This window comes from Methylobacterium sp. Leaf399 (assembly GCF_001424525.1).
Taxonomy (GTDB): domain Bacteria; phylum Pseudomonadota; class Alphaproteobacteria; order Rhizobiales; family Beijerinckiaceae; genus Methylobacterium.
Genome location: NZ_LMQK01000023.1, coordinates 64,044 through 88,900 on the forward strand (window position 1 = coordinate 64,044; position 24,857 = coordinate 88,900).

Annotated in this window: 20 protein-coding genes; 7 read left to right on the forward strand and 13 right to left on the reverse strand. The window is 71.5% G+C overall.

Annotation, left to right across the window (positions count from 1 at the left end):
- Positions 1-63: 63 nt before the first annotated feature.
- The gene (edd, locus tag ASG40_RS11465) at positions 64-1,887 is read right to left on the reverse strand and encodes a phosphogluconate dehydratase (protein ID WP_055885469.1); all 1,824 of its coding nucleotides are present in this window, start codon (positions 1,885-1,887) and stop codon (positions 64-66) included.
- A 429-nt stretch (positions 1,888-2,316) separates the two neighbouring features.
- On the opposite strand from edd, the gene ASG40_RS11470 reads away from it, so the two are divergent.
- The gene (locus tag ASG40_RS11470) at positions 2,317-2,781 is read left to right on the forward strand and encodes a tellurite resistance TerB family protein (protein WP_055885472.1); all 465 of its coding nucleotides are present in this window, start codon (positions 2,317-2,319) and stop codon (positions 2,779-2,781) included.
- Positions 2,782-3,130: 349 nt separating this feature from the next.
- The gene (locus ASG40_RS11475; protein WP_244472379.1) at positions 3,131-4,663 is read left to right on the forward strand and encodes an HdeD family acid-resistance protein; all 1,533 of its coding nucleotides are present in this window, start codon (positions 3,131-3,133) and stop codon (positions 4,661-4,663) included.
- Here ASG40_RS11475 and ASG40_RS11480 read toward each other — a convergent pair.
- Together ASG40_RS11480 and ASG40_RS11485 are read right to left on the reverse strand one after the other, a co-directional pair.
- The gene (locus ASG40_RS11480; protein ID WP_055885476.1) at positions 4,640-5,806 is read right to left on the reverse strand and encodes a serine hydrolase domain-containing protein; all 1,167 of its coding nucleotides are present in this window, start codon (positions 5,804-5,806) and stop codon (positions 4,640-4,642) included. The genes ASG40_RS11475 and ASG40_RS11480 overlap by 24 nt on opposite strands.
- A gap of 96 nt (positions 5,807-5,902) precedes the next feature.
- A complete protein-coding gene (locus ASG40_RS11485) occupies positions 5,903-6,232 on the reverse strand; it encodes a DMT family transporter (RefSeq protein WP_055885479.1) in 330 nt (109 codons plus the stop codon).
- 334 nt (positions 6,233-6,566) lie between these two features.
- On the opposite strand from ASG40_RS11485, the gene ASG40_RS11490 reads away from it, so the two are divergent.
- Complete coding sequence (locus tag ASG40_RS11490) at positions 6,567-7,523, forward strand: helix-turn-helix domain-containing protein (protein WP_055885481.1); 957 nt, start codon at positions 6,567-6,569, stop codon at positions 7,521-7,523.
- Between the two features lie 38 nt (positions 7,524-7,561).
- On the opposite strand, the gene ASG40_RS11495 is transcribed toward ASG40_RS11490, so the two are convergent.
- The 9 genes from ASG40_RS11495 to ASG40_RS11535 all read right to left on the reverse strand — a co-directional run bounded on the left by ASG40_RS11495 (position 7,562) and on the right by ASG40_RS11535 (position 20,106).
- Positions 7,562-8,593, reverse strand: coding sequence for a hypothetical protein (locus ASG40_RS11495; protein WP_082524055.1), 1,032 nt, complete (start codon positions 8,591-8,593; stop codon positions 7,562-7,564).
- Between the two features lie 245 nt (positions 8,594-8,838).
- Positions 8,839-9,795 carry an antibiotic biosynthesis monooxygenase gene (locus ASG40_RS11500; protein WP_055885484.1) on the reverse strand — a complete coding sequence of 319 codons (957 nt, stop codon included), beginning with the start codon at positions 9,793-9,795 and terminating at the stop codon, positions 8,839-8,841.
- Positions 9,792-12,494: a molybdopterin-dependent oxidoreductase gene (locus ASG40_RS11505; RefSeq protein ID WP_055885487.1), complete on the reverse strand. Its 2,703-nt coding sequence runs from the start codon at positions 12,492-12,494 to the stop codon at positions 9,792-9,794. The genes ASG40_RS11500 and ASG40_RS11505 overlap by 4 nt, the downstream gene beginning before the upstream one ends.
- On the reverse strand, positions 12,491-13,306 hold the full coding sequence (locus tag ASG40_RS11510) for an FAD binding domain-containing protein (protein ID WP_055885490.1): 816 nt from the start codon (positions 13,304-13,306) through the stop codon (positions 12,491-12,493). Before ASG40_RS11510 ends, ASG40_RS11505 begins: the two co-directional genes overlap by 4 nt.
- Before the next feature lie 709 nt (positions 13,307-14,015).
- A complete protein-coding gene (locus ASG40_RS11515; protein ID WP_055885491.1) occupies positions 14,016-15,095 on the reverse strand; it encodes a glycosyltransferase in 1,080 nt (359 codons plus the stop codon).
- Positions 15,092-16,033 carry a glycosyltransferase family 2 protein gene (locus tag ASG40_RS11520; protein WP_055885494.1) on the reverse strand — a complete coding sequence of 314 codons (942 nt, stop codon included), beginning with the start codon at positions 16,031-16,033 and terminating at the stop codon, positions 15,092-15,094. Before ASG40_RS11520 ends, ASG40_RS11515 begins: the two co-directional genes overlap by 4 nt.
- 31 nt (positions 16,034-16,064) lie before the next feature.
- Entirely contained in the window at positions 16,065-17,174 is a 1,110-nt protein-coding gene (locus ASG40_RS11525) for a glycosyltransferase (protein WP_055885497.1), read from the reverse strand.
- A gap of 12 nt (positions 17,175-17,186) precedes the next feature.
- Positions 17,187-18,062, reverse strand: a complete 876-nt coding sequence (locus ASG40_RS11530; RefSeq protein WP_200944254.1) for a glycosyltransferase family 2 protein — start codon at positions 18,060-18,062, stop codon at positions 17,187-17,189.
- On the reverse strand, positions 18,052-20,106 hold the full coding sequence (locus ASG40_RS11535) for an HAD-IIB family hydrolase (protein WP_055885500.1): 2,055 nt from the start codon (positions 20,104-20,106) through the stop codon (positions 18,052-18,054). The genes ASG40_RS11530 and ASG40_RS11535 overlap by 11 nt, the downstream gene beginning before the upstream one ends.
- A 72-nt stretch (positions 20,107-20,178) precedes the next feature.
- On the opposite strand from ASG40_RS11535, the gene ASG40_RS11540 reads away from it, so the two are divergent.
- Both ASG40_RS11540 and ASG40_RS11545 read left to right on the forward strand, forming a co-directional pair.
- Entirely contained in the window at positions 20,179-21,219 is a 1,041-nt protein-coding gene (locus tag ASG40_RS11540) for a glycosyltransferase family 4 protein (protein WP_055885503.1), read from the forward strand.
- Positions 21,220-21,227: 8 nt separating this feature from the next.
- Positions 21,228-22,418 (forward strand): glycosyltransferase family 4 protein, encoded by a 1,191-nt coding sequence (locus tag ASG40_RS11545; RefSeq protein ID WP_055886369.1) that lies wholly within the window; start codon positions 21,228-21,230, stop codon positions 22,416-22,418.
- Here ASG40_RS11545 and ASG40_RS11550 read toward each other — a convergent pair.
- Positions 22,406-23,389 carry a hypothetical protein gene (locus tag ASG40_RS11550; RefSeq protein ID WP_055885506.1) on the reverse strand — a complete coding sequence of 328 codons (984 nt, stop codon included), beginning with the start codon at positions 23,387-23,389 and terminating at the stop codon, positions 22,406-22,408. The genes ASG40_RS11545 and ASG40_RS11550 overlap by 13 nt on opposite strands.
- A 127-nt stretch (positions 23,390-23,516) precedes the next feature.
- Here ASG40_RS11550 and ASG40_RS11555 point away from each other — a divergent pair, with 127 nt between their 5' ends.
- Positions 23,517-24,125: a hypothetical protein gene (locus ASG40_RS11555; RefSeq protein ID WP_055885510.1), complete on the forward strand. Its 609-nt coding sequence runs from the start codon at positions 23,517-23,519 to the stop codon at positions 24,123-24,125.
- Positions 24,126-24,237: 112 nt separating this feature from the next.
- The gene (locus tag ASG40_RS11560) at positions 24,238-24,444 is read left to right on the forward strand and encodes a hypothetical protein (protein ID WP_055886372.1); all 207 of its coding nucleotides are present in this window, start codon (positions 24,238-24,240) and stop codon (positions 24,442-24,444) included.
- The last annotated feature ends 413 nt before the right edge of the window (positions 24,445-24,857 follow it).

A 24,857-nucleotide genomic window follows, 5' to 3' on the forward strand; every position in this document is an offset into this window, starting at 1 on the left:
GGAAGTATCCTCGGCTGAAGGTGTCGGTGCCCTCCCCTGTCGCGGGGAGGGCGGAGGCGCGACTTACAGGCCGGCCGCCGCCAGCATCGCGGAGGCGCCCTGCTCGGCCCCGTCCGCCCCCTGGCGCATGAAGGCGAAGAGCTCGCGCCCGGTGCCGAAGGCCGGAGGGGGCGCCACCGCGTCCTCGCGGGCGGCCCATTCCGCCGGATCGACCAGGGCCACGAGGCTCCCCTCCTCCGCGCTGAGGCGCACGCGATCGCCGTCGCGCAGCTTGGCCAGAGGGCCGCCGCCCAGGGCCTCGGGGCTCAGGTGGATCGCCGCGGGCACCTTGCCCGACGCCCCCGACATCCGCCCGTCGGTGACCAGCGCCACCCGGAAGCCCCGGTCCTGGAGCACGCCGAGCTGGGGCGTGAGCTTGTGCAGTTCGGGCATCCCGTTGGCCTTGGGGCCCTGGAAGCGCACCACCACCACCACGTCGCGTTCGAGTTCCCCGGCCTTGAACGCGGCGAGCACGTCGTCCTGGTCGTCGAAAACACGGGCCGGGGCCTCCACCGTCCAGCGCTCGGGATCGACCGCGCTGGTCTTGAAGGTGGCCCGGCCGAGGTTGCCCTGGACCAGCCGCATGCCGCCGTCGGCCTTGAAGGCGTTGGCCGGCGCGCGCAGGATCGACTCGTCGTGCGAGCGGTCGGGGGCGTCCTCGAAGACGAGGTCGTCCTCGATCAGCTTGGGGTCGCGGGCGTGGTCGCGCAGGCGCGTGCCGGCCACCGTGAGGATGTCGTCGTGCAACAGCCCGGCGTCGATCAGGCTGGCGATGACGTAGCTCATGCCGCCGGCGGCATGGAAGTGGTTCACGTCGCCCGAGCCGTTGGGGTAGACCTTGGCCACCTGCGGCACCACCGCCGAGAGCCGGTCGAAATCCTCCCAGTCGAGGACGATGCCGGCGGCGCGGGCGATCGCCGGCAGGTGGATGGCGTGGTTGGTGGAGCCCCCCGTGGCGAGCAGGCCGACCACGGCGTTCACGATCGCCTTCTCGTCGACGCAGAGCCCCAGCGGCCGGTATGCGTTGCCCTGCGCGCCGATGGCCGCGAGCCGATGGACGGCCGCCCGCGTCACCGCCTGGCGCAGCTTGGTGCCCGGATTGATGAAGGAGGCGCCGGGCATGTGCAGGCCCATCACGTCCATCATCATCTGGTTGGAATTGGCGGTGCCGTAGAAGGTGCAGGTGCCGGCCCCGTGGTAGGAGGCCGACTCGCTCTCCAGGAGTTCGTCGCGCCCGACCTTGCCCTCGGCATAGAGCTGGCGGATGCGCTGCTTCTCCTTGTTGGCGAGCCCGGAGGGCATCGGCCCGGCCGGGATCAGGATCATCGGCAGGTGGCCGAAGCGCAGGGCTCCGATCAGGAGGCCCGGCACGATCTTGTCGCAGATGCCGAGAAGCGCCGCGCCGTCGAACATGCCGTGGCTGAGGGCGACGGCGGTGGAGAGCGCGATGGTGTCGCGCGAGAACAGCGACAGCTCCATGCCGCGCTGGCCTTGGGTGACGCCGTCGCACATCGCCGGCACGCCGCCGGCCACCTGCGCCGTCGCCCCGACCTCGCGGGCGAACAGCTTGATCTGCTCCGGGTAGCGTCCGTAGGGCTGATGCGCCGAGAGCATGTCGTTGTAGGCGGTGACGATGCCGATGTTCATCGACCGGCCCGCCTTGATCGCCGGCTTGTCCTCGCCCGAGGCGGCAAAGCCGTGGGCGAGGTTGCCGCAGTTGAGCATCGGCCGATGGACGCCCGAATCGCGCTCGCGGGCGATCAGGTCGAGGTAGGCCGTTCGCGAACGCTGGGAGCGCGAGACGACCCGCTCGGTGACGGCGGCGATCTCGGGGTGAAGCTCGGTCATGCCGTGTCCTGCCTTGCCATGTCCTACCTTGCCATGTCCTACCTTGCGGGCTCCGCCCCTGCAGGCCCCCGCCCCGGGGGCGAGCCTGCCTTGCGCGCGTGAAAAAGCCCGTTCACGATCTTCGCCGCGACGGGCGATCTCCTGGGATAGATCGGTCGATCGCCGGTCCAATCAACGGCGGCCGCCGTCGATGACCGCCGGGGTCGAGCAGGTTTCACGCCAATCCCGCCCGATCCGGCCTCCGTCGCGCCGCCCCGGGCGGTCTGTCCCGATCGACCCCTGCCCGACGATCCATGGCCCAACGACCCTTGGCCCGATCCACTCTCGCGGTCGCGAGCGGCGCGAGACCTATCCATCGCTGCCCCATTCCGACAGAAGGACCCTCAGGCCGATCCAGCCGTCGCCGACCCATCCGTCCAGGAGTTCACGATGAGCCTCTTCCACGATCTCGTCGATCGGTTCACCCAGAGCGTCACAGCCTACGTCGGCGACAAGGCGCTGATGCTGGCCGCCGTCTCCGCGGCCTCGAACGTCATCGTCGCCGACAGCGAGGTCGACGACGAGGAGGTGGAGACCGCCCTGGCGGGCATGCGCGCCAACCCGATCCTGCAGAAGGGCTACGACACGCTGATGCTGGAGACCGAGCTGTTCGACGGCATTGCCCGGGCCCGCACCCGCGCCGGGCGCGCCGAGAACCTCGGCCGGGTGGCCGCCATCGTCGACCGGGACATCGAGCAGCGCAACAACGTGTTCCTCATCGCCGCCGACGTCGCCGACCACGAGGGCATCAGCGACGTCGAGCGCAAGGCCCTGGCGGAGGTCGCCGCCGCCCTCGCCGTCGACATGGAGGCCCTGCTCCGCGCCTCTCCGGTCAAGGTCGTGCCCGCGCCCTGACGCGGCGGCGCGAGCCCGCCGCGTGGCGGCCTGTCCCTGCCGCCGGCCTCGGTGTTCGCCGGTGGCCGGCGACGGCGTCCACGCCCTGTGCTCGCCGGGCCGCGCGGCCTGTCCGGTCCGCCGGACACCAACGTCCCGGCACCCGAGGTCGGTCGACAAAGGTCCCTCATGCCGAGGGAAAAGGGCGTGGCCGCCACGATTTCTTCATCCATCTGTCCTTTCCTGCAGGCTATTGCCCTGCAAGCTATTGCCCCGAAGTCTCTTGCTCCGAAGCAACCTTGCCCCACAGCACCCTTGCCCCGAAGCACCCTTGCCGGCCGCCGATGCCGCGCTCGGGGAGAGGTGACGCGTGACCCTGTCGTTCCAGCCATCCCAGCCGCCCGGTGCCGCCCCGGCAGGGGACGCCGCACCCCGAGACGGAGCGCCGCCCGCGGTGCCGCTCAGCCCGAAGGAACAGGGGCTGTCGGGTCTCGCGTCGGCCAAGCGCGGGAGCGATTCGGTCGAGGGCATGTTCGCGGATTCGTCCGGCGCCTCGCCGAGCCCGGGGGCACTGCCCCTCTGGCTGCTGCTGGTCGGACGCGAGGCGGTCCATCGGCGCTGGGGGCTCGTCACGGGCGCGGGCCTGGCCTGGGCGGCGCTGGGCGGCGCCCTGGTGATCGACGCCCTCGACGGCGCCACGCATGTGCCGGACCGCTGGTTCGGCCTCCTTCTCGTGATCGAGGCGGTGAGCTCGCTGGTGCGCGGCCTCGTCGCCACCGGCGCCGCCCGGCGCCTGCGCCTTCTCAAGGCCGGGCTGCTCCTCGTGGTCGCGGTGCTGACGATCCTGGCGTCCTCTTCGAGCACGTTCCTGTTGGCGATGCTGTTCGGTACGGCCTTCCTGTTCGACGGCCTGTCGCGGATCGTCCTCTCGCAGGTGCTGCGCTTTCCCGGATGGCGCGGGTCGGTGGCGCATGGCGCGCTCGGCGTGGTCCTGGGGATCCTGACCCTGCAGCCCTGGCCGACCTGGTACGCCGGCACGGTGGGGTTCAGCATCGGCGCCTTCCTGGTTCTGGCCGGGATCAAGGTCGCGCTGCTCGGCCTGCGCCTGCGGCGCGAGCCCGAACAGATGCCGGCTTCGACCCCGGCGAGCGGATCGGACGCCCTCACCGTCTACGTCTGGACGCCCACCGGCACGGCCACGATCCCGGCCCGGCGGCGGCTGGTGCATCGCTACGTCGTCTCGGTGAACGGCGGCGGCCACATCTCCACCGGCCATGCGGCGCTGGAGCTGGCGGGGCGGCCCGGCGGCGACGGGCCCTTGTACGTGAGCCACTACCCCGCCGTGGAGATCGACCGGTCGCCGGGCAACCTGCGCGCGACCCTGCGTGCGGGCCCCGAGAACAACGTCTCGGGCCGTTTCCTGCCGAGCTACCGCGAGGAGGCCGACGACTGGTGCGAGGCCACGGTCACGGTCACGCTCACGGGCGTCGACGGCGCCCGCCTGCGCACCTTCTGGGAGGCGTACCGCCGGGACGCGACCTACAACCTCGTGGGGCGCAACTGCTCGACGGGGGTCGCCAACGCCCTCGACGCCGCGGTGGAGGGCAGCTTCAGCCGCGACGGCACGCCGTGGCGCAGGCTGGCCCAGGCGGCCCTGAGCCCGGAATTCTGGGCGGCCGCGCTCATGCGCAACGGCGCGGGCGCGATGACCTGGACGCCCGGCCTCGTGCTCGATTATGCGCGGGCGCTGAGCGCGCTCGTCGATCCCGTCGCGCCGGTCCCGGCCGTCCGCTGGCAGGGCGTCAGGCGGCGGCTGTTGCGCAACTGGCGGGCCGAGACCGTCGCGCGCAAGCGCGGCGTGCTGGCGGCGGCCGAGGCCTCAGCGGCGCCGAAGGTCGCGTGAGATCGCCAGCATCACCGCGAGCGTGTCGGCCTCGTCCTGCTCGGCGCCGTGGTCGCTGAGCTTGACGATGACCGTCCCGGTATCGCGATTGACGTAGACGTATTGGCCGTAGACGCCGATGGCCGAGATGTCCTCGTCGCCCTCCGGCACGTGCCACCATTGCGCCGAGTAGGGCCAGCCGTCGACCTCCCGCCGCGCCGGCGTCTCGATCCGCTCGATCCAGCGCCGCGGAACGACGCTCGCCGAGCCGACCGCGCCGTGGTCGGCCACCATCAGTCCCAGGCGGGCGAAGTCGCGGGCGACCGCGTTGAGGCAACAGAACGCCTTCTCCGTCCCGCCCGGCCGGTCGAGGTTCCAGCTCGCGTCCGCCTGTGCCCCCATGGGCCTCCAGATCCGCTCCGACAGGAGGTCGGAAAGCGGCCTGCCGTGGACCTCGGCGAGGATCAGGCCCAGGACCTGGGTGTCGATGCTGCGGTACTGCCCGGTGCTGCCGGGGCTCGACGACAGCACGGCGTGCTCCCTCACGAAGGCTCGCAGGTCGCGCGTCAGGTACATCCCCGCGGTGCCGACGAGCGGGTGCCAGGGGTCGTAGTTCTCCGGCACCGCGAGGCCGCTGGTCATGTCGAGGAGGTCGCCGACGGTGATGCGGCCGAAGACCGGAGCCGTGCGCAGGTCGGGCAGGAGGTCGGAGACGTGGTCCGTCTCCTTCAGCCGGCCATCGGCGATCGCCCGTCCGACCAGCAGCGAAACCACCGATTTCGCCACCGACCAGGACGGGAACGATGTCTCGGCGTCGAAGCCGGGACGGTACCATTCGTGGACGAGGACGCCGTCCTGGGTCACCAGGAGGGCATTGGTGTGCGTTGCCGCCAGCATGGCGCCGAGGGGGACGAGCGTGTCCTTCCAGGGGACACGATCGAGGATCGGGCGGGGTGCGAGGGTGAGGATCCGCGGCGTGCGCGACGCCGCCACCGGTCGGCTCGCGAACCAGGCTCCGGCGGCGGAGGGTTCGACGACGGCCAGGGCCGCCAGGGTGACCGGATTCGGCACCCCGAGGACGGCCGTGGCCGCCCATGCGAGGCCCCCCAGGCCGAGCAACGGCAGGCCGAGGCGCGAAATGAGCCGCTTGGGGGACGGATGCACCTGACGGCAACCCTTCTCGCGGGACGACGACGTGGGGCCGTACGTGCGGCGACGCCCGGCGGTCACGATGGCGGCGGTGGTACGCGCGTCGCCCGTTCAGTGATGCGCGGTCTGGCCCGATGCCAGGATCGCCACGCCCAGGGCGATGACGGCGATGCCGGCCATCATGGTGACGGAGATCGGCTCGTCGAACAGGAGTGCGCCGCCGAGAGCCGCACCGACCATGCCGACCCCGGCCCAGATGGCGTAGACCACCCCGATCGGCAGCATGTTCATGCTGTTGGACATCAGCCAGAACGCCGTGCCGTACCCCACCGCCACGATGATCGTGGGGATCGGCTTGGTCAGCCCGTCGGCGGCCTTGAGGGCGAGGGTGGCCGTGACCTCGGCGCTGATGGCGAAGGCGAGCAGCAGGTAGGGGTTCATGGGCAGGGCGTCCGTGGAAGCGGCGGGCCGACGGAGCGCCGGATGAGGTTTGCCTCCGACCACTGCAACCGGACCCGTTAAAGTCCGGTTCGAGAGGGCGCGACGGCGACCGGTTTTGCCCGACCCCCTACCGGCTCGCACGCATCGGGAGCGGTGGCCCTCGGCTTGCCTCCCGAAGGCGGCGGCCGTCGTAGGAGGCGTGCAATCATCCCGATGGGATCGCACCGGTTCCGTGTGGTACCGGGGTGACCTGGAACGACACCCCGTCGCACCGGTATCTGCAGGACCACGTCCGACCGGGACCATCCGTCCGCCGCCCCCCGGAGTTTGCCACGTGTCGCGATTGGCGATCGTTCCCAGCGTCATCGAAACGACGGATCGGGTCGAGGCCCGGTGGGCGTTCGAGTTCTGGCGCTCCACGGCCCTCGCCCCCTTCGGCGACGTGGCGCGCGTGCGTCCGGACGGCCCGTTCCGCGCCAGGCGCCTCGCCGTCGCACAGGCGGACTGGGTGATGACGCGGACGGTCAGCAGCCCGGTGGGGCTGACGTTCGGGCGCCGCCACGTCGACCGGAACGCCCCGGAGACGGTGGTGGTCGGCCTGGGGCTCGACGGGCTCGGGTATCACGAGCAACGCGGCCGCGGCGGACGGATCGGAGCCGGAACCGTCAGCTTCCTGTCGCGCAACCGGCCCTTCGTGGCGGGCACGCACTGCGACTACGAGGAACTACGGCTCGCCGTGCCGCGCCGGACCTTCGAGGCCTGGGTCGGCGAGGCCGATGCCTTCGCAGGCCGCCTGATCGCGGATGAGGCCGCGAGCGGCGCGTTCCAGACCTGTTTTCGCGCCTTCGCCGCGTCGGTCGCCTGGCTCTGCGAGGACGAGGCGCGGATCGCCGTGGAAGGCGTGCTGCACATGCTGCGTAACCTCGCCCGGGATCCGCACGCTCCATCCGGCGTGCAGGTCTCGCGCGAGGCGGTCCTCGCCCTCGCCCGCGCCCATATCGCGCGGCGGATGCACGACCCCGGCCTCGACCCCGACGAGATCCACACGGTGCTCGGGCTCTCCCGCGCCCATCTCTACCGGGCGTTTTCGGACACCGACGGCGTGGCGGCGGCCATCCGCGAGGCGCGCCTCCTGCGCGCGCACCGGCGCCTGACGTCGCCGACCGGCGACCGGCCGAAGATCGCCACCATCGCCTATGCCTGCGGTTTCACCGACGTGCCGACCTTCAACCGCGCCTTCCGCAAGCGGTTCGGCCACGCGCCCGGCGAGCTTCGCGCCGATCGCCCCTGAACCGGCGGCGGCCTCCGCCAACGGGGCTCGGCGGGGGCTCATCTCAGGTGGTAGGACACCCCCGCGATCAGGGCCTTTTCCTCGGTGTTGACGGTCCGGCGCGGGTCGGCGCCGAACTTGTTGTGCCAGTACTGGAACCCGGCGAACACCTCGAGCTGGTTGGGCCTTCCGCCGGCGAGCTGCCCGACATCGAGCACCAGGTTGGTCTGGGACACGAACTCGACCCGGGTCCGGTTCTCGTTGGTGACGCCGTAGCGGCCCTTGGGCAGGATGACGGTGTTGAAGCCGGCCAGCGACAGGGGCAGTCCGGTGAACGTCAGCGGGAGCGAGTAGGTGACCTCGAACTCGGGCGTCATCAGGTATTCGACGCTGCGGAATTTGCCGGCGGCAAAGCCGTTGTGGGAGAATTCCTTGTAGCCCTGGACCTTCAGGTTCAGGTAGCCGGCCGGCACGTCGAAGGCGAAGTTCAGGCCGAAGGTGCCGGCCCGCTTCTGGCTGTTGAAGGTGGTGTCCTTTGTGTTGACGTCGGCCCCGAACGACAGCCCGATGTCCTTGACGAGGCCGGGGATGCCGAAGACGTCGGTGTCGAAGATCTGGTTTGCGCTCAAGGTCCCGCGGTAGATCAGATAGACCTCCGTCGCACCGACGCCCTGGAAGCTCCCGAACCTGTCGCCGGCCGGGTCCTGCGAGCCGGAGCGCAGGATGTCGAGGGACAGGAGGTTGGTGCCGTAGGTCCATGCGTTGGTGTGGAAGACATTCACGACGTTCTTGGGCACCTCGCGGGGCTCCAGCCGGCCATTCGGGGTGCCGTCCGGGCGCCGCACGCCGAGACCAGGCTCCGCCGACGGGCCCTGGAAGCGGTAGCTGACGATGGTGTCGGAGAAGCTGAAGAACGAGGGTGGGGCCGCCGCCTTCACAGGCGTGGCCGCGACGGGACCCTCGATCGCCTCTGCACGGGCGTCCCCGACCGGGCCGCCCAGCCCCAGGCCCCCGGCGAGGAGGGCCGCCGAAACCCTGAGGCCCCTTGGGCCGGACCGGCCTCCACGAGGCGTGAGAGCGAGCGTTGGCATCATTCCCGAACGTGTCCCCATGCCCTGTGTCGCGGTCCGGTTGGGTCCAGGCCGCCGTTGCGTTTCTTTGGCCGGTGGCGGCTTCGAGAAGGCGTCGCCGATGCCGTCTCGGCCGGATCCGATCGCCACCGGCGCTCGGCTCATTCCATTTCCGGTTGATCACTCCGTGATGCGGACATGGGCTTCGCTCAGGCGCCGCGCGGGCTCGGTGATACGGGTCCCGCTTGATCCAAGCGGAAACCGTATCAGAGCACCTTCCAGAAGATCAGGATCATGACGACGTAGGCCGCGACCAGCAGGCCCGCGCCCCGGATGTCGAGGATGGCCCGCCTGTCCGGCGGCGGCGACAGCCACCAGCCGAGGCGGTTGGCCGTCCAGGGCACCAGTTTCGCGGTCAGCAGTACGCTGAAGACGTTGCCGATGAAGAGCGCCACCGGAAAATCGAGGTTCAACGTCCGCGAGAGGAACGGCGTACCGACGAAGAGGCCCCACAGGAAGACGGTGGGATAGAGCGTCAGCAGGACGATCATGTTCATCTTCCACGCGGCCGGCGCGGGCGCGCCCTCGGGCGTGGCATCGCGGAACCACTGCTCGAAGCCGCTCTGCACCCGGCGGGTGTGGAACTCCGCCGTCAGCGGAGCCGCTTCCTCGATCAAGGCCCGGCGTTCGGGCGAATCCAGCCAGGCCTGGAGGTTGGCGTCGCTGTCGAAGCGCAGGATGGCGACATAGTCCTCCTGCACGCCCGGCACCGCGGGCTCGAACCGGTAGCCCTGCAGGCCCGCCGCCTTCGATTGGGCGGCGGCGACCTTCTGCTCCCAGATGCGATACTGCGCCTCCATCCCCGGTTTCACGCGGGTGCTGATGACGGCGGAGGCCGGTGCGGTGCGGGCCGCACTGGCGTCGTCGCTGACGATGTGGACGTCGTCGCGCCCCACCAGCATCGGGGCGGCGCCCTCGATGCGCGATTGCCGCTCGGGCGAGGCCAGCCAGCCCTTGGCGTGCTCCACGCTGACGAAGCGCTGCAGGATCACCCAATCGACCTGGAGCGGCGGGTGGGGCGGCATCAGCCGCTGCTCGATGAAGCCCGGAAACGTCGAGATCACCGCGCTGGTGCCGCCCTGCCACTGGGCGAAGGCTTCCGTCCTCTCGGGCCGGACGGAGGTCTGCGTCACGATGCTGACGCTGCGGGACTGCGCGCTCATCGGCCGGCGAGCTGCGTGAAGAGGCGGTCGGGCGTGAACGGAAGGTGGGCGAAGCGCACCCCCGTGGCATCGGCGAGCGCATTCGAGACCGCGGGCGCCACCGGGTTGATGCCGCATTCGCCCTGGGACTTCGCGCCGAGCGGCCCGATGCTGTCGGTGGTCTCCGCGAAGAAGATGTCGGTGTGGGGCGTGTCGGCCAGGGTCGGGATGCGGCAGTTGCGCAGCTGCGGGTTGACCATCCGCCCCTCGTCGTCGTGCACCATGTTCTCGACGAGCGCCCAGCCGTAGCCCATCGAAACGGCGCCATCGAGCTGGCCGCGGCACTGCATCGGGTTGATCGGCAAGCCGATGTCGGCGGCGTGGACGCTGTGCAAGACCCGGATCTCGCCGGTGACGCGGTGCACCGCGAGGCGGACGCCCTGCACGTTGAAGGCGATGGTCCGCGGCGAGAGATAGGCCCGGCGGCCGACCGTGAAGCGATGGTCGACCTTGGCGCCCTCGGCGTGGAGATCGACGAGCGAGATGCGGCGGTTGCCGCAGATGACGCCGTCGTTGTCGAGGCGGCACTGGTCCATCGGCACGCCGGTGTGTCGGCTGGCGAAGTCGAGGATGTCCTGGGCCATGGCCTCGGCCGTCAGATGGACCGCCTTGCCGGCGACGACGACGCCGGTGCTGGCGAAGGTGCCGGTGTCGTAGGGGGTGCGGTCGGTGTCGGCGTTGATGATGCCGACGTCGTCGGCGCGCGTCCCCAGGATGGAGGCGGCGATCTGCTTGTGGGCCGTGGTGATGCCGTTGCCCATCTCGGTGGAGCCGCAGGCGAGGAAGTAGGTGCCGTCGGCCTTGAGGTGCATCTCGGCGCCCGAGCGATGCTCGGTGGGCGGGCCGCATTCGAGCATGGCCAGCGCCACGCCCCGGCCCTCGGCCCAATCCGCCCCCTCGGGCTTGGCGACGCCGTTGCCTTTGGCGAGCTCGCGCTCGACGATGTCGAGGCACTCGCCGATGCCGTGGCTGCCGAAGCTGGCGTCGGACGCCTCCTTCCAGATCGATTCGATGTTGTCGCCCGGCTGCACCACGTTTAGGCGCCGCATCGCGAAGGGATCGATGCCCAGCCGGCGGGCGAGTTCGTCGATGGCGCATTCGATCGCGAAGGTGGTCTGCGAGGCGCCGTAGCCGCGAAAGCCGCCGCCCGGCGTCATGTTGGTGTAGACGGCGTGGCCGATGCCCTTCTTGTTGGCGCAGCGGTAGGCCGCGATCGGGCTCGCCATGGCGGCCGCCAGGGTCTCGCTGCCGTGGCCGCCGTAGGCGCCGGTGTTGGAGAACACCTCGACGTCGAGGGCCGTCAGCGTGCCGTCCTTGCGGGCGCCGATCTTCACGCGGGTGGTCATCTGGTGGCGCGTGGTGGCGCCGATGAACTCCTCCTCGCGGGTCCATTCCCATTTCACGGGGCGGCCGAGCTTCATCGTGGCGAACAGCACGAGGTCTTCCGAGACCATCTCCTGCTTGCCGCCGAAGCCCCCGCCGACGCGCTCCGTGAACACGTGGAGGTCCCGGGGCGAGAGCCCCATGACGTAGGCGAGCTTCTGGCGCACCGCGAACGGCCCCTGCGAACTCGTGCGCACGTGCCAGCGGCCGTCCTCGCCCTTCCAGGCGATGGAGCCGTGCGTCTCGAGGTGCACGTGCTGGACGCGGGAGGTCGAGTAGGTCTGCTCGTGGACGACGTCGGCTTGCGCGAAGCCCTTGGCCACGTCGCCGATCTCGCCCTGCAGCGTGCAGAAGATGTTGTTGCTCCCCGCGACGTAGTCCTTGTCGTGCAGGATCGGCGCGTCGGGCCGCATGGCCAGGACCGGATCGAACACCGCCGGCAGGATCTCGTAGTCGACGTGGAGCGCGCGGCACCCCGCCTCGGCGGCCGCTTCCGTCTCGGCCACCACGGCCGCCACCCGCTGGCCGGAAAACCGCGCCACGTTGTCGAGGAGCAGGATGTCGTCGGGATCGACGAGGTGGTCCTCGTGCAGGGCCGAGCTGAACCGGCGCCCGGGCACGTCCTCCCAGGTGTAGACCGCGACCACGCCGGGCACGGCCAGGGCCGCCTGCCTGTCGATGCCGACGATGCGTGCGTGGGCGTGGGGCGAGCGCAGGACCTTCAGGTGCAGCAGGTCGGCCACCGCGATGTCCATCGTGTAGCGCGCGGTGCCGGTGAGAATGGTGTCGGTGAACGGATTGGGCAGGCTCGCCCCCAGCGCCTTGCCGGCCAGATCGGCCTCGATGTTGCACACGCCGTTGAGCGCGTCCTTGATCGAGCGGTAGCCGGTGCAGCGGCACAGGTTGCCCTTGAGGGCATGCGGCAGGTCGCTCTTCTGGGCCTCCGTCAGGGTGACGGCGGTCATGATCATGCCGGCGGTGCAGAAGCCGCACTGGAAACCTTGCGCGTCATGGAACGCCTGCTGGAGCGCATGCTTGTGCCCGCAGGGCGACAGGCCCTCGATGGTGGTGACCTCGCGCCCCTCGGCCCGGAAGGCCGGGACGAGGCAGGAGTGGAACGGCTTGCCGTCGATGTGCACCGTGCAGGCGCCGCAATCGCCGGAATCGCAGCCCTTCTTGACGCCGAACACCTCGAGGTCGCGCAGGAGGGTCCGCAGGCACTGGCCCGGCGCCGGCTCGGCGGCGTAGGCGCGGCCGTTGATGGAATACTCAGTCATGCGAGCTCCGTACGGATCTGTTCGGCCAGGTACTGCGTGACGTGGCGCTTGTAGGGAGCCGTCCCGTGCACGTCGTGGAAGTAGGCGTCCGCCGGCAGGCGCTCGTCGATGGCGCGGCGCAGCGCGTCCGCCGACGGGAGCGTGGCGAAGCGCAGCTGCACCGGCTTCGGGGTCGCCGCGGTGATCGTCAGGAGGAAATCCGCGCCGCCGTCGCCGGCGGTGCCGATGATCAGGGCGGCCGAGCGACCGTAGCGGGTCAGCGAGACCTGCCGCATGGCCGTGCGCTTCGTCAGCGCCGCGGCGGGCAGGTGGATGCTGCGCAGCAATTCGCCCTTGCCCAGGACGTTGGCGTGGTTGCCGGTGACGAAATCGACCACCGGGACGGTGCGCGCCTGTCCCTCGCGCGGCCACAGCGTGCAGACGCCCTCCAGCGCCGCGGTCAGCGAGATCATCGCGCCGGCCGGCAGCGACATGCAGACGTTGCCGCCGATGGTGGCGGCGTTCCAGACCTTGAACGACATCAGGAACGAGTCGATGCACTGCCGGAACAGGGGCACCGCGCGCCAGGCCGCCGGACCCTCGAACCCGTGCAGATCGACGACGCGACAGGTCGCGGCGATCTCGAGGCCGGCGTCGGTCGCCGTCAGCGGCGCCCAGCCCAGTCTCTCGAGATCGATCAGCGTATCGACCGCCACCTGCGGTTCCGCGAACAGCCAGGTGCCGCCCGCGAGCCACGAGTAGCCGTCGTGCCAGCCCTGGATCTCGTCCAGCGATGTCGGTCGCTTGACGTCGACAACGGTCGAAAGGTTCATCGTTGGCCCTCAAGGTTCGCAGGCTGCGGCGTCGGGTTCGTGAATGCCGTCGTCTGTCGTGATGCGGCGAATGACGCTCGCATTGCGATGAATCGGGTGTCGTTTGAAAAAGCCGGGCCGGTTGCCCTCACGAACCCAATAGGCTTTGTCCGAACCATCGGGGATACCGCCGCTTCCATCGGACGACACGCGGTGGCGGAGGTTTCTGCCGCGCCTCGATTGTCGTCTCGCCATGATGTACGGCCGAGCCGGTGAAACGCGGGTAAATGAAATCTGCGCTTGCGCGTTTCGCAGGAGCGCGGCGATGAAAATTGTAACGACGCGTGTTCGAAGAACATCGTATTGTTCGCAGACGTCGAGAGACGCCTAAACTGGTCTTCCGAAAAATTCGGATCCTGTCGGTGGCGTTCGACGCCTAGCCCGGAAGGTCGGTCGTCGATACGGGTGAGACGGATCGGCAACGAAAAAGCGACCGGCGCGGCGCAACCCGTTCATGCGACGCGGGAGGCCGATCGTGACGAAGATTCCCCGGATGGCGTCGCAATGCGGATTTCGACGCCGCTCCGGCACCGAGCCCACCGGCTTTGGCGATCCCTCGTGGATGAAACGCCGCCCTGTCCCGGACGCCCGGAGCGCCGGCGGAGGGTGATCCGGGATCCAGGGAGACGAGGGCCGCGGAGCGGCGCGCTATCGCCACCGTCGATCCCGGTTACGATTGAGGCGCGCCGGGCGTCCCGTCTTGCATGGCGGCGGCGTAGAACCGTTCGCATCCGTCCAGCCAGACATCGTGCGTGAAATGACGGCGGACGCGATCGTGGGCGGTGCGTCGCGGGATCGCGAAGGCGCGGCCGATGGCGTCCGCCAGGGCGGCCTCGTCGTCGGGCGGAGCGAAGGCGCCGGCCTCGCCGATGACCTCGCGGGCGGCCCCCCGGTCGAAACTCGCCACCGGCAGGCCGCAGGCCATCGCCTCGATGGCCACGAGCCCGAACGGTTCGTCCCAGCACGGCGTGAAGAGGAAAATGGAGGCTCTTCCGACCTCCGCCGCCAGGGACGGGCCGTCGAGATGGCCGCCGTAGCGGATCGCGCCGCCGAGCCGGGGCCGGACCTTGCTCTCCCAATACGCGCCATCCTCCGTCGAGCCGAACAGCGTCAGGGCGATGCCGGCCCGGCGCGCGGCCTGGATCGCCAGATGGGTTCCCTTGTAGGGGGTGATCCGCCCGCACCAGACCGCGCTGCCGTCGCCTCGGTCGTGGTAGGGCCAGTCCGCCGGGTCGATGCCGTTGTGGAGCACGCTGGCCTGCGGCGGCGCCCCGTCCGGGAACCACGCCCGCAACTGGCCGTGCGAGGTCACCGTGAGGCGGTGGCCAGGGACCACGCTGTCGTGCACGAACCAGCGCAGGGCGTCGTAGGGCGGAACGTGCAGGGAGGTGACGGTGGGGACCCGGCGGGTGCGCTCGCGGGCGAGCGGCAGGCGGCTGAGGCTGTTGTTGTGGACGACGTCGAACCCGCCCGCCGCGATCCGGTCGCAGGCGGCGGCGTAACCGGCGTCGAGATGCGCGACGAGGGCCGGGTCGCCGGTGTGTTCCTGGCCGGGGAACGTCGCCTCCTGATGCCGGGGGATCACGGCGTCGAGGGTGAAGCGGGGGTCGCTGTCGCCCGAGGCGAACAGCACCACGTCGTGGCCGCGGGCGCGCAGGCCCTCGGCGAGGTGCCAGCTGTGGGCCTCCATGCCGCCCCGAAACGGCGGTGCGATCGGCTGGCGGACGTGGGCGAGGACGGCGATCCTCATGCGGGCACGCGCGCGGTCTCGGCCGGGGATGCGGCGGCGGCGATCCGCGCGTCGAGGAGGCGGATCACCGTGGCGGTGTTGGCGTAGGGCTGGTGGCTCTGCTGGCCCGTCAGCGCGAGGTCGTCGGCATCGGGCCGGCGCAGGATGCGGATCGGCCGGCCCGGGGCATCGTCGATCAGCCCCATGAGGCGGAAGGCGTAGAGCCAGTGGCCCATGGTGCGGTAGCCCCATTTCGCCTCGAACAGCTCGGCGTTGCGCACGACGCTGTCGAGGTGGTGGATCGGCGGCATGTGGTGGGGGTGATACTGGTGGTGCGCGAGCCCGCCCCTGATCCAGGCGATGGGGATGCCGTACCCGTCGAGGGTCTTGCCGAAGTCCGTGTCCTCGCCGCCATAGCCGGTATAGCGCTCGTCGAAGCCGCCGGCGGCGAGGAAGGTCGCCCGCCGCATGGCGAAGTTGAGCGACCAGAAGCACCGGTAGTCGGTGCAGATCTCGATGCCCTCGGCCGGCGGGCCGCGCCGGTCGGAGTGGCGCTGCGCGAGGGGGCCGAAGTCTTCGCTCCGCCAGGCGCCGCCCGTGGCGCCGCCGGGCAGGTAGAGGACTTCGCCCATCAGCAGGCCGTCAAGTTCGTCGAGCCGGCGCGCGTAGTCGGCCACCAGGTCCGGCGCGGGGATGCAGTCGACGTCGAGGAAGACGACGTGCTCGCCGGCGGCCGCCGCCACGGCGCGGTTGCGGGCGGCGGCCAGGGGCAGCCGGTCGCCGCCCACGACGATCTGGCGGATCGGGAACGGCGCCTCGGGGAGATCGTAGGGCAGGTCCTGCATCACCGCCACGATCAGTTCGACGGGGCTTTGCGTCTGGCGGGTCAGGCCGAGCACCAGGTTGTGCAGATGGGTCGGGCGCCCCTGAGCCAGGGTCACGACGGTCACGCTCGGCATGCTGGACGGTTCCGGATCGAGGAGTCGAGGATCAGGCGGCGGGCGCGCCGGCCCAGAGGTCGTCGGTGAGGCCTTCGAGCCAGCCCGCGGCGCGGGCGGCGGCCTCGGGGGCGTGGAGCGGGCGCAGGATCTCGCCGTCGAGGGCGCGGGCCCGGTCGAGGAGGTCGCGCCAGCCCTGGAGATCGCCGGGCCAGCGCGGCGCCTGCACGGCGGCGCCGAGGCGCACGAGGGCCTCGGCCTTGCGGGTCTGTTCGCCGAAATAGCGCCATTCGGGCATCACCACGAGGCGTCCGCCGACGCGGGCGACCTCGTGAATGGTGTTGTCGCCCGCCGACGCGATGACGATGTCGGCCGCCGCGAGATGGTCGGTGACGGAGGCGACCCAGCCGAGTTCGCGCAGGTTGGAGAAATCCGTCTCGTGGCCCTCGCGGTGGGTCGGCCCGAGGGTCAGCCACAGGGCGTCGGGGACGGCGCGCGCGGCGACGGTGAGCGGTGCGTAGGGCGTGCCGCTGCCCCCGCCCCCGGTCACGGCGACGACGATCTCCCGGGCCGGGTCGAGGCCGAGGCGGGCGCGGGCCTCGGCCCGGGTCGGCACCGGGTCGACGCTCGTGCACAGGCCGCCGCTGTAGAAGGTCCTGGCCCGCAGGTAATCCGGATAGTCGTCCTGCTCGAGACGCGGGTCGAAGGGGGCGAGCATGCCCACACACGCCTCGTAGGCGCCGATATGGCCGATGTCGGAGCGGTCGCCGTGCATGCGGATCTGCACGGCCGGGACGCTGGCGGCGCGGGCGAGCAGCGCGATCTCGGCCGAGACGTCGACGACGAAGAGGCCGATGCCCCGGTCGTCGAGGTGGTCGAGGATGGCCCGCATGGTCCGGCGGGTCTCCGTCACGCCGAGGGGCACGCAATGCATCACGCTCGGCGTCGGCTCGGCGAACAGGCGCGGCGTCGGGACCCTGGCGCCGATCATGTCGGGCAGGCCGACGATCTCGATGTCGCGGGCAAATCCGTCGAACAGGCCCGGGTCGGCGGTGAGGACGGAGACCGGCCGGTGGCGTGAGAATTCGGCGACCACGGCGCGGGTGCGGTTGGCGTGTCCGCGCCCCTGGTGGTGGACGAAGAAGGCGATGGGTTTTGTCATGGAACTCGAAACTCAGGAGAACAGGCGCGTGCCGGGCTGCAGGGCGGCGGCGATCTCGGCCGGCTCCGGCGCGCGCAGCCGCCGGATCTCGGGCGCGTCCGGCTCCCATGCGATGAGGCCGGCGTCGCGGAACTGGCCGAGCCAGTAGTCCATGCACCAGGTGCCGTGCCGGGCGTGGAAGCGGGCGGCGTTGCGCAGGATGTGGTCGAACTGGTGGAGCGGCGGCACGTGCACCGGATGGTGCTGGTGGTAGGCGCGGGCGCCCGCGACCCAGTGCGTCGGCAGGCCGGCGGCGGCCAGACGCACGGCGAAATCGGTCTCCTCGGCGCCGTACCCGGAAAACCCCTCGTCCATGCCGCCCAGGCCCGCGTAGGCGGCGGCCGGCAGGGCGAAGGACAGGCCCCACAGTTCCTTCGCGTCGGGCTCCGGGCGCAGGCCGGTGGCGGGGATCGCGGGCTTGGCCGGATGGACCCGGCCGAGGCGGTCGAGGCGCGCGTCATCGAGGTCGGGCCCGACCGCGCCCTCGGGCAGGTAGAGCACTTCGCCGAGCAGCAGCCCGTCGGTCGCCGCCCCCGCATAGGCCGCGACCAGTCCCGGCCCGGGGATGCAGTCGACGTCGAGGAAGATCAGGCGCTCGCCCCGCGCCGCTTCGGCGGCGCGGTTGCGGGCGGCGGCGAGCGGCATCGGCTCGCCGGGAACGAACACGTGGCGCACGCGGCACCCCGGGTCGGGCAGGTCGGGCACCGGCTCCGGCTGCATCCAGGCGATCACGAGTTCGCATGGCGCCATCGTCTGGCGGGCGAGCCCGCGCATGAGGTTGCGCAGGTGCGCGTCCCGGCCCCGGACCAGGGTGAGCACGCTGGCCGGGCCCCCGGCCTCAGGCGACATGGGCGAGGGTCTTCCGGAAATGCGCGACGCCTTCGATGACGCCGCGGGCATGCGAGGCGCGGGCGACGTAGGAATGGCCGAGCGCCGCGTGGCTCGCGAGGTCGTCGGAGAAGTTCGCCACGATGATCGCCTGACGGCCGGCCCGCAGCATCTCGACGTCGTTGCCGGAATCGCCGGCTACGAACACGTTGCCCTCGCCGAGGCCGTAGAGGGTGCGCACGTGGTCGACGGCCGTGCCCTTCGAGGCTAGGGGCGGCAGCACGTCGAGGTAGCGGCCGTGGCTGTGGATGAGGGAGGCGGGCAGGCCGGCGGCGTCGAGGCGCGTCCGCACCCGCCGGACGGTATCGGCATCCCCGAAATAGCTGAGCTTGTGCGTGCGCTGCTCCAGCGGCCCCTGGGCCACGAGGTCCGGCAGGTCGGACAGGGCGGCTCGCACGGCGGTCCGGTCCCACCCGCGCGAGACCGCCTCGCGCCAGGGCCGGTCGACGGAGTAGCTGACGCCGTTGGGGTCGAGGTGATAGATCTCGGAGCCCACCGAGGTGATCATCACCTGCGGGCGCGGGCTCGCCTGCTGCTCCAGGATCGCCATGGCGCTGTGGAACGAGCGCCCGGTGGCGACCCCGAAGGCGAGGCCCTCCTGCTCGCTGCGCCAGCGCCGGAACGCGCTGAGCCCGGCGTCGCAGCCCACCAGGGTGTTGTCGATATCGCAGATGAGGAGCTGGCGCGGATCGCGCAGGGGCGGTTCGGCCGAGCCCAGCGCCCGCAGGAGGGCGTGGTAGCGCGCCGCGTGGCGGTCCCAGTCGTAGGCCGCCGCCGCCCGGGCGCCGCCGGCCACGAAGCGGTCTCGCAGGCCCGGCTCGTCGAGGATGCGCAGGCACGCCCGCGCGATCGCGCCGGGATCGCGCGGATCGACCAGAAGGCCGTTGCCGCAGGTCTCGACGATGTCGTTGGGGCCGCCGCTGTCGGTGGCGACCAGCGGCAGGCCGGCGGCGGAGGCCTCCAGCAGGGTCAGGCCGAACGGCTCGTTCAGGGCCGGGTTGACGAACACGCCGCCGCGCACCCGGGCATAGGCGTAGAGCGCCGGCACGTCCTCGGGGCGATGGGTCTTGGGGTAGGCGACCCGGCCGTAGAGGTCGTAGCGATCGATGAGGGCGAGGAGTTCGCGCATGGTCCCGGCCATGCCGCCGTCGAGGTCGTCGAGGTCGCCGCGAGTTCCGGCGACGAGGACGAGGTTGGCCCGCGCCTGGAGGTCGGGGCTCTCGCCGTAGGCCGTCACCAGGGCGGCGAGGTTCTTGCGCGCCACCGGCCGGGCGAGCGCCAGCAGGGCCGGTCTGAGGGGGGCGCGCAAAAACCGGTCGATGGTCGCGTCGACGCGCGGGCAGGGTTGCGCCCCCTGGAAGCGCGCGAGGTCGCTGCCCGGCGGAACCACCCGGATGCGGCCGGGATCGTAGGCGGCGTAGGCCGCGTATTGCACCTCGGCCTCGTCGCGGGACGAGGCGACGACGAGGGCGGCGCGGGCGAGCGCGGTCTCCTCGGCGGCGATCCGATGCGCGAGCCGCGGGTCGGCGTCCGCGCGATGCCCCATCGCAGCGGCCTTGACCCGCCCGAGCGAATGGGCGGTGAACACGAAGGGGATGCCGAGGCGGTCCTCGACCCGCGCGGCGACGGCGGCGGCATCGGCGTAATGGGCGTGGATCACGTCCGGTGCCGTCGGTTGCGCGGCGATCCAGGAGACGAGTCCGTCGGCGAAGCTCGCGACCTCCGCGTGGAGGTCTTCCTTCGGCAGGTAGCCCGGCGACGCGCTGGCGAGTCGCACGATGGTCACCTTGCCCGATACCGCCTCCTCGGGCACGGCGTAGGCGTCCCCCAGCGTGCTGTCGAACAGGCGGGTCGCGACGACGATCCTGTCCACGGTCGCATCCTGTGCGCAGGATCGAACGAGGTCGAGGAGGTAGCGGATGTGCCCACCCGTATCCGCGGTGAGACCGTAGGCGACGCCGTCACCACGAAGACATCCTTGAAGTGCGACGTGAAGAACGAACATCGTCAGCGCGATAGCGTCAAAACGAGCGCCAGTGCATCACCAAATGTTAATTCCAACGCTAAAGTACAGCCGATGATCAGGGTCGCACAGGTCGCACCCAATATTTTCCCTACCCCGCCCCTCCATCATGGAGGCACGGAGCGCGTCGTTCACGATCTGGGCGTGGCGCTGCGGGGTCTTGGCGTCGAGGTAACCCTGTTCGCCCCCTCCGACAGTGTGACAGATCTCCCTCGCGTCGGGGATTATCCCAGCCTCGCCGCCCTCGAGGCCCGCGAGGGCAAGGTCGCGCCGGGGGTGCCCGCGGCCCTGGAAGCGCTGCAGATGGAGGCGCTTGCCCGCCGCCTCGACGCGTTCGACATCGTCCATTGCCACGGTGAATTCGCCCATGCCGCGGTGCTGGGTGTGCGGCGATGCCGCAGCCTGACGACGGTGCACTGGCGCGTGGACGAGCGTGACCGGGCGCTGTTCTTTTCCGGCTTTCCCGACCTGCCGGTGGCGGCGATCTCGGCGGCGCAGGAGGCCGGCATTCCGGCACCGAACCGCGCCGGCATCGTCCACCACGGCATCGCCCGCGACCGCTACGCCCTGCGCACCGACCCCGAGGGCGGCCTCGCCTTCGTCGGGCGGATGACCGACCAGAAGCGGCCCGATACGGCGATCCGCGTCGCGCGGGCGGCCGGCCTTCCCATCCGCCTCGCCGGGACTGTGGATGTCGGAAACCCGGGCTATTTCGACCGGGCGGTCCGCCCGCTCCTGGGAGAGGATGCGGTCTACGTCGGCCCGGTGGACGACCGCGCCAAGGGGCTGCTTCTCGGCGACGCCCGCGCCCTCCTGTTTCCGATCGACTGGCCCGAGCCGTTCGGCCTCGTGATGATCGAGGCCATGGCCTGCGGCACGCCGGTGATCGCCTGGAACCGCGGCTCGGTGCCCGAGATCGTCGAGGACGGGATCACGGGCTTCGTCGTTTCCTCCGAGGCCGAGGCGGTCGCGGCGGTGGCGCGGGTGGGAGAGCTCGACCGCACGCAGGTCCGCCGCCGCTTCGAGGCGCGCTTCACCGCCGCGCGCATGGCCGCGGACTATCTCGCGATCTACCGGCGGCTGCTCGCGGCGTGAGCGCTCGCCTGCGCACGGCGCTGCTCGCCTGGGATTATCCGCCGGCCACGAGCGGCCTCTCCACCGCCGCCCGCGAGATCGCGGAAAGCCTCGGCGGGCGCGATGTCCATGTCACCGTGTTCACCCTCGACCGGATCGGCGCGGGCGAGGCCGGCGGGGTGGCCATCGAGGGCATCGGCCTCCCGCCCGGCTCGCCCCTCGCGCGGCTGCGGCTGTGGGGATCGGCCGGGCATCTCGCGGCACCGCTGGCGTTTCGCCGGGCGGTGCTGCACGCCCATGCCCGCCGACCGTTCGACTGCATCGAGGCGACCAACTGGTACGCGCCGGCCGCCCTCCTCGCGGGCGGGGCCGGGCCGCCCCTGGTGACCCGCAACTCGACGCCCGCCGCCTTCACGCGCGGGCCGCCGACATCCCTGCGCGACCGCCTCGACGGTCTGGCCGCCGACCGGCTCGAGCGCCGGCAGGCCAGGCGGAGCGCCGGACTGATCTCGAACACCGCCGATCATGCCGCACGGATGACGGCGCTCTACGGCCTTCGTCCGGAGCAGCCTCACGCGGTGGCGGGCCTGAGCCTTCCCCCGGAGATGAAGGAGCGTGGCCGATCCGCCCCCTACCCGGGGGTCGAGGGCGGTCCGGTCCGCCTGCTGTTCGTCGGCCGGGCCGAGGCGCGCAAGGGCTTCGACCTCCTGCTCTCGGCCGCCGCGATCCTCGACGCCGATTGCGAGGCGGGGAGGCTGCCCCCCTTCGAGATCGCCCTCGTCGGCGTGGCGGCGGCCGACCTGCCGGTGGCCTGCCCGGCATCGGCCCGGCGGCGATTGCGGCCGCTGGGCCGGATCGACGCCGCCGCCCTCGACAGGGCCTACGCCACGGCCCATGCGGTCCTCGCCCCCTCGCGCTACGAGAGTTTCGGCCTCGTCTACCAGGAGGCCCTGGCCTACGGCCGCCCGGTGGTGGCCTGTGCCGAGGATGCCAGCGCCCGCGCCTTCGTCGGCGGCCCGGGCGCGGGACTCCTGGCGCGAGAGGCGACGGGTGCCGCCCTCGCCGACGCCGTGCGACCGCTGCTCCTCGATTCCACCCTGCGCCTGACGCTGCGGGACAGGGCGCTCGCGGCCGCCGGCGCCTTCGACCGGGCGCGGCTCGGTGACGAGACGCTGGCCCTCTACGAACGGGCCATCGCGGCGGCGCGTCAGGGCCGGTAGGGGCGCAGCAGCGCCTCCTCCTCCTCCGGCCGCCCCCGGCCGGGGTCCATCGCCTCGTAGCGCCGGGAGCGCGCCGCGACATGGGCCCGGGACAGGCGGTGTTCGATGGCGCCGTGGAGCGCGATGAAGCTGCGGCGCCAGTCGCCACCGAGGTCAGGCCGCTCGTGGACCCGCCCCCGGTAGCGCAGGCCGGCACGCGCGAGGCGATACTGGACGTCCGGATGCACGTCCGACAGCACCCCGTCGACGCGATTGTGCCGGGGCAGCCCGATCGACAGGATCTCTCCGTCCTCGGCGAGGTCGACGAGGGCCGGCAGCAGGTCTCCCACGGCGGGCGGGAGATCCTCGTCGGCGTCGAGCTGGAGCATCCACGGGCTGCGTGCCAGGTCCTGCAGCGCATTGCGCTGGGCCGCGAAATCGCCGCCGAGCGGTCGGGCTGCGATCCGCACGGCCCCGGCCGGAAAGCCCGCGATGGTGGCGGGAGCCGGCGATCGCTCGGGGGCATCGACGAGGATCGCCACGTCCGAGGTCCAGGCCGCGTGACCGGCGATGCCACCCAGCACGGTATCGAGATCGCCGGGACGGCACAGGAGGCCGAGGGAGACCTTTCCCGGCTGCGCCGATGCGAGGTCATAGACCTCGCCACGGCCGGCCCGGTCGGAATGCGGCCGGAGTAGTGCCGCGCGATCGGCCTCGCAGAGGGTGCGGATTCCCCGCCCGAGCGCGGTGGCTGCCGTGCGAAGGGTGTAGACGTCGAGGCCGTAGGGGGCCTCCGGCGCCAGGCGGAATGTCGGACCGGCCAGGGCCCGGACGAGATGCGTGCGGCAGGCTTCGTGGTCCGCCCCCTCCTCCAACACGACGCCGCAGGAGGCGCAGACGATCGGGAAAACCCGCTGGCGTCCATCGGCATAGACGATGTGCCGTCGCGTCGGCGCCAGGGTATCGGCCAGGCAGACGAAGCAACGTCGCATGGTGCTTCCTCTCTGCCGTCCGCGCTCCCGCGGCGCGACCTTGCGTACACCGTCGAGGCTCGGCGCGCATGACAGGGTGGCGCGTTTCGTCTCAAAGGTCGCAGACCGCCTCGAGGAATCCGTCCCCATGCCGCCGTTCCCCGCCTTCGACGGATCGCGCGTCGCCATCGTCGGCAATGCACGCGAGATCGGCGACCGGGGCCGGGCGATCGACGCGGCCGATTGCGTGGTGCGCTTCAACAATGCTTGCGGGTTCGGCGGCGCGGCGGGCTCGCGGGTGACGGTCCTCGCCCTCGTCAATCGCGGCGGGCAGGCGCGCGCCTGGGTCGAGGACGGGGGCTTCCTCGATCGCCCGGTCGTCAGGCAGTCCGGCGGCTTCCTGCTGCCGTTTCCCGAACTCGCACCGGACGAGGAAGGGGCGCACGAGCGGGTGTGCTGGACGGCGCCGTTGCAGGGTCGCCTCGTCGACCGGCCGGTCCGGCTCCTGCCGTCGACGCTGCATGACCGCGCCCGGCACCTGCTGGTCGCGCGCGGCTGCGCCTCCCCGAACCCGAGCACCGGCTTTCTCGTCGCGCTCGCCGTCCTGGAGGACCGGGCCGCTTGCCTGCCCCCCATCGACGTCTACGGGTTCGGGTTCGCAGGCTGGGCCGGCCATCCGTGGGAGGCCGAGCGGGCGTGGTTCGAGGCCGGCCACAACGCCGGACGGCTGCGGCTGCATCCCCTCGCCGCGACCTGATCGGACTGCCGGTCGCCACTGTCACGAACCCTGCCCGGGGCCGCTGCGCAGCCGAGGTCGGTAACCAACGGTTAACCATGTTGCGGACAGTCTCCCTCCACGAGGAGTGATCATGCCCGGACGCAATTTCGATCGCCTGAGCGAGGCTCAGCTCATCGCCGGCCGGACGGATACGCGCCGGGTCCATGTCGCACCGCTGGTGCGGACGACGGAGCCCAGGAGGGTATCCGAGCTCTTGGACGCCATCGACCAGATCGCCGAGGCGGCGATCGGCGAACGCAGCTTCCTCCACGTGAAGCCCACGAGGATCGGACGCTGAGCGTGCCCGGCTCGATGTCTTCCCGTCCTGCGCCGCCTCAGCAGGAATAGGGGACGAGCCGGGAGAAGCGCCCGACATCGGGCCTGTGGCAGACGCGAGGCTTGCGACCGACGATCTCTGCGTTCGCCGCACCGCGTCCGACCTTCGCGCCCATCGACCGATGGTGCCACTGCGCCCCATGAGGGTCGGCGCCCCCACGGGGCTGCGCCGTCGAAGGTCCGGACTGCACCATCAGGAGCATGGCCGCGGTCGCCAGGAGGGTGATGCGCATGCTCGGCTCTCGGTCGCTGTTTCCGGTCCCCCTGCAAATGGTGAGGCCGTCCGCCGGGAACCACCGGCCGCGACCGTGAGGCGCGACGCGATCCCCCGAACCCTGGTCCCGGCTTGTCGCCCTTCGGCTCGGCGACCCATCG